The organism is Mesorhizobium sp. M4A.F.Ca.ET.020.02.1.1 (assembly GCF_004022645.1).
Taxonomy (GTDB): Bacteria; Pseudomonadota; Alphaproteobacteria; order Rhizobiales; family Rhizobiaceae; genus Mesorhizobium.
In genome coordinates this window covers 1-4,628 of sequence record NZ_RZOI01000496.1, presented here as the reverse complement: position 1 = coordinate 4,628, position 4,628 = coordinate 1, and the positions used below count along the sequence as shown (strand labels likewise).

Genomic DNA, 4,628 nt, shown 5'->3' with positions numbered 1-4,628 from the left:
GTGACCAAGGGTCAGATGGTCAGGGATTGCGAGGATCCGGCGCTGTTGCGACGGGCCATTCCCTCGTCGATGTCGTGTTCCTCGCCGGCGAAAGCCCGCTACAGAGGCCTGCCACCGCAGCACTGCGGAACGTGCGTCCCCTGTCTGATCCGCAGAGCATCCCTGGCAGCCGGCCTGGACGCGAACGAGTCGGATACGACACCCTATGTGGTGAAGGATTTGGCGGCGCGTCGTCTCGATACGCTCGAGGCCGAGGGCGAACATGTGAGGTCGTTTCAGCTGATGGCGGAGCGGTTACGGCGGAATCCGCGGGCCGCAAAGGCCCTCGCGCGCATCCCCGGTCCGCTGACCGACGAGCCGTCCGAGATTGACGACTATGTTGACGTCTTCGTGCGAGGGATGCAGGAAGTGGCCCATTTCCTCGAACCCGTCAGGGCGAAGCCTAGCTGAGCATGTCTGCACCACGCCTCGTCGATTTCCACTGTCACCTGGACCTGTATCCAGATCCGGCCGCGGCTATAAGAGCCTGCGAAGAGGCTAAGGTGGCGACGCTCGCGGTGACGACGACGCCGAAGGCGTTCAGGCAGAACATGAACCTTGCAAAGGGCGCCGAGTTTGTGCGCATTGGGCTCGGCATTCACCCGCATCTTGCCGAGCAGCGCTGGACCGAACTGCCCCTGTTCGAGGCGCTGTTGCCCGAGACGAGGTATGTCGGCGAAGTCGGTCTCGATGCGAGCCCCGCACACTACCGCTCGATCGATCGTCAAGTCGACGTCTTCAGGCGTATTCTAACCTCCTGCCAGAGGGCGGGGGACAAGATCCTCTCCGTGCATAGCGTCCGCACGGCGTCGAAGGTTCTCGACCACATCGAGGAGCTGCTTCCCAAGGGCAGTGGCAAGGTGGTGCTGCACTGGTTCAGCGGATCGGTCGCAGACGCGCGGCGGGCTGCGGCTCTCGGGTGCTATTTTTCCGTCAACCAGGCCATGTTCAGGTCCGAGCGGTCAGTGGCTCTCCTCGGGACCTTGCCGCTCGACCGGCTGCTCACGGAGACGGATGGTCCCTTCGTGGAGGTAGATGGTTCCCCCGTCACGCCGGGCGGCGTGGACGAGGCCGTTCGCATGCTTGGCGACGTTGTGGGCCTGGGCGCCGAGGAGATGCGGCGCGCCATTTTGAATAATCTAAAGGCAGTTTTGGAACGGTCCGCAAACTGACGATTCCACGCCGACCCGAGCTTATCGTGGCCAGCGACTCTGCACCATTCGCTACCGGAGCTTGAGGAGCTCGATGAGCTCGTCGGCGTTGAGCAACTGGCCGGCACGCCTGTATGCCGGCGAACCGCGGCGGGCCTCGATTTCGGCATATTTCTGCAGCATCTCGCGATAAGTCGACACCGTGTTGGCGTGAGCGTTCAGGGATCTGTCCCTGAACTCCTCAAAGCGCCCGAGCTTTTCGACCATGAATTTGGCCATCGACATGTAGCGTCCCTCTTCGTTCCCGTCGAAGCCGTCAAACTTGGGGTTTTTCCCCCAGTACTTCACCTGGTCCTCGACGCGCTGCCTGTCTTCGGGACTGAGCTTCTCATATCCCCATTCAATGGCTCGCCACATCGCCATCGTGTCGACCACGAAGTCGAGCGCCTCGGGGTCGTCGACCTCATCGTGAAAGATGCCCGACATTTCCCATTCCAGGCCCCAGAAATGGCCTCCGTAGATGGCGCTCTGAATCAACTCGACTGACTTCATGTCCTCGTAGCCTTTATGCTGGCGCAGGACTTCGGCTAGCATCCACATGATCAGTTTTTCAGAGCTGGTCGGCCGGAAGGCCTTGCGCCGACCAGCCTCAAGCCCAGTATACACCAAGGTGCGGATGGCCTCTGCCCGCGAAGGGAGGTCACGCTGCTCTCCCCGCCAAGCATCGATCCGGTCAATCGTGCTTTCATCGAGCCTGAGCTCGAATCGCTCGGTTTTCACCATATCTACCTCCCAATCAAGTCCGTACCGAATCCATATCGTACGGACATTGTACGTAAGACACGGTGAAAGGCAAGCATCGCCATCTCGCATGTCGTTACTTGGGTCAGGACGGGGGCGCGTCACACCCCCCACGGCTGGCATGCCGGCCGGTGCCTGCACCTCCGGCATGTGGCTAGGCGCTCGTCGGGACCCTCAGGGAACAGGCGAGTCGATCAGAGTGCAGGTGTCAGGATCCGGGCCGTAGTACTGCGCGAACTGTCGCTCGCCAAGGCGATCAGTGCAGCATTTTCGGATTTCCCGGTAAGCCATTTGAAATCGTAGCGGAAAGGTCCCGGCTCGAGGACCCATTGCAGGGCGAGATCGAACACGAGCATTCCGCCAAAGAAGGTGTTGACCAGTTTCTTGATGTTTTCGGGGCTCCGGCCGCGCACGGCGCGAGGAAAGATCTGCTCGGTGTCACCTCTGTCCTGGAAGAGGGACAGATGGGTGACGAACAGCGATCCGGCCTCAGGGTTGAAGTTGTCTCCCGCCATCCAGATGCCCGGCCAACAGAAAAATTCGGGACTGCGCTGCTTGTCTCGGCAAAAAGCGATGAAGTGCGAGACCAGGACCCGGACAGGCATGTTCACACCGGCATAGTTGAACGTACGATGCTCCTCCATCAGGGCATCGACAGGGCCCTTGTCGCCGAGCAGCCCGACCACGGCAGCAAGTCCCGTCCGCGGATCATCGTATCCGCATCGCTCGCTCAGTCGCGCCGCGACGTGCTCATACTCCTGAGCGGAGAAATTTTGCACCGCCTGGGCGAGCTCGGGGGTTTCGGCTGCGGCCAGGCAAAGTCTTGTGAAGCGCGCGCCAGGATCAACGTCGCGGATAAAGTCCTCGAAGAACTCGATGTCGAGCGGAAACCCCCTCGTCGGGTTGATTGCCAGATCGCAGATCAGCAGAAACAGGCCGACGACCGGGCTGTCATACCGTTCGGGCCATTCTGTCCCAGTAAGCACCAGGAACAGTTCAAACGAGTCGACATAGACGGGCGCAAAGTAGCCTTGCTCGCGATACGTCTGAAGCAGCTCGGGACCGCCTGACGATGCCAAATACTGAATTTGGCAAAAGCGGGCCTGGCCTTCGAATATCTGCTGGATGCCGATGTCGGCGTAAGGTGGGCGCGCACCGCGATGGAAGCCTTCAATCCGGCTGAGTTGAAGTTTGAGGAATTGTGCATCCCAGCGACCGGGGTCGGGAAATTGCCCTTCCGCGAAGTCACAGGACCCGTTGATCGCGTGGACGATCTCACCATAGGTTTTGAGGTAGCTGTGCCCGACGCTCTGAAAATAGGGCGTTTGCTCCAGCGAGAGGATCGACTTCGGCGACCAGGCAAGTTGCTTGTAGAACTTGATGTCGAGCGCGTTGTTGACGGCAATATTGGCGGCGGCGAGCACCGGATCAGAGTGCGTCCGACCGTCGAGCATCGCCCTGTGCGCCCAAGCCTTTACAGGTTTGGCGACGCCGGCGCCCCGCGCAAAGGTCTGAAGAGACGTCATGCTGCCATAGATTTGCGCCGGGTACGCCAGGCTGAGGATGAGTCCCGCAGTGGACCCCATGTGCTGCCACCAATGCACGGTTTCGTGCAGATAGGTCGAGTAGGCTTGGTACAGTTCGGCTGCGTCATGACCCTCGGTGTCGCGCTGGGTGAGCGCGTCGACAAGCTCATGGGCGCGGGGACTGAGGCGCAAGACGAAATGTTCCGTCGTGTAGCTCCCGTGGCCTGCCAGCGTGGCGTCGAACACCAGTGGATCGTTGGCTGGGTTGAGCAGATACGGATCGAGATGGGAGAACAGGGACATGGGAGAACTGTAGCAGAGATTGCCTACGGAAGCGGACAAACGCCGGGCTACCAGGCGATCGGCCTGACGGCACGCCACGGCGGTGCAGGTCGGCCTGGAATTCGTCAGTCCGGAGGCGCCAATCGGCGTATTCCCTTGCGCCGTACTCCTTCGCATGGACCGACCGGGCGTCTTCGTGGGCGAGACACCGAAAAAAGCGGGGCCTGACGAAAAGAATAGTTCGCTGGGGCGGCGCGCTTAAGGGTGTGGGTTGCCGAGCGGATCCATGCCGAGCGCCAGCCTGACGCTCTCTCGGATGCTTTCAGTCATCGCCAGCAGAACTTCCGGTCGGATGTCTCCGGGCTTTTCAACCACCATATAGCGCACACGCACATAATCGTTCTTGTCGGCCAGAGTTTTGGCTTGGCTGACAGTTCTGGCAGGCAGGACCAGGCCTGAACCTTGAGCGGCCACAGCCATCTCGTGCAGATTGTGCCCCAAGGCCCGCAAAGCCTCAATGTCTCGGCCCGCGCTGCGGAGGTAGCATTTCAGGAAGAGTTCGCACGCATGGTAGCAAAGCAACCTGGTCGGTCCCGACGTCAGACCACGGCGACCGGCATCAACGGCCTTCGCGGCCTGCAAAAAGGAGTCGGCGAGCAGGAAAATACCGAACGGGGTGGCGCCTTCCGATTCTGGGATCATGCAGTCCAGTTGATTTTGGTGTTCTGGAGTCTCAAGTCGAAGTGCCCCCGACCGATATGACGCCGTTCGATTGAGATTCTCCGTGCATGGCACGACTCCCGGTGGGCCTTGGACGTGACGGCAGGAC

Annotated in this window: 4 protein-coding genes and 1 pseudogene; 2 read left to right on the top strand and 3 right to left on the bottom strand. The window is 60.7% G+C overall.

Annotation, left to right across the window (positions count from 1 at the left end):
- A pseudogene (locus EN742_RS37660) lies at positions 1-450 on the top strand (hypothetical protein); the annotation flags it as partial.
- A gap of 2 nt (positions 451-452) precedes the next feature.
- Positions 453-1,211: a Qat anti-phage system TatD family nuclease QatD gene (qatD, locus tag EN742_RS25070; RefSeq protein WP_091600256.1), complete on the top strand. Its 759-nt coding sequence runs from the start codon at positions 453-455 to the stop codon at positions 1,209-1,211.
- 51 nt (positions 1,212-1,262) lie between these two features.
- Here the strand turns inward: qatD and EN742_RS25065 are convergent, their stop codons facing one another.
- The 3 genes from EN742_RS25065 to EN742_RS25055 all read right to left on the bottom strand — a co-directional run.
- The gene (locus EN742_RS25065; RefSeq protein ID WP_091600257.1) at positions 1,263-1,973 is read right to left on the bottom strand and encodes a YfbU family protein; all 711 of its coding nucleotides are present in this window, start codon (positions 1,971-1,973) and stop codon (positions 1,263-1,265) included.
- Between the two features lie 212 nt (positions 1,974-2,185).
- Positions 2,186-3,820, bottom strand: coding sequence for a hypothetical protein (locus tag EN742_RS25060; RefSeq protein WP_128333406.1), 1,635 nt, complete (start codon positions 3,818-3,820; stop codon positions 2,186-2,188).
- A gap of 237 nt (positions 3,821-4,057) precedes the next feature.
- A partial coding sequence (locus tag EN742_RS25055) for a hypothetical protein (RefSeq protein ID WP_210214478.1) occupies positions 4,058-4,628 on the bottom strand: 571 nt, incomplete at its 5' end.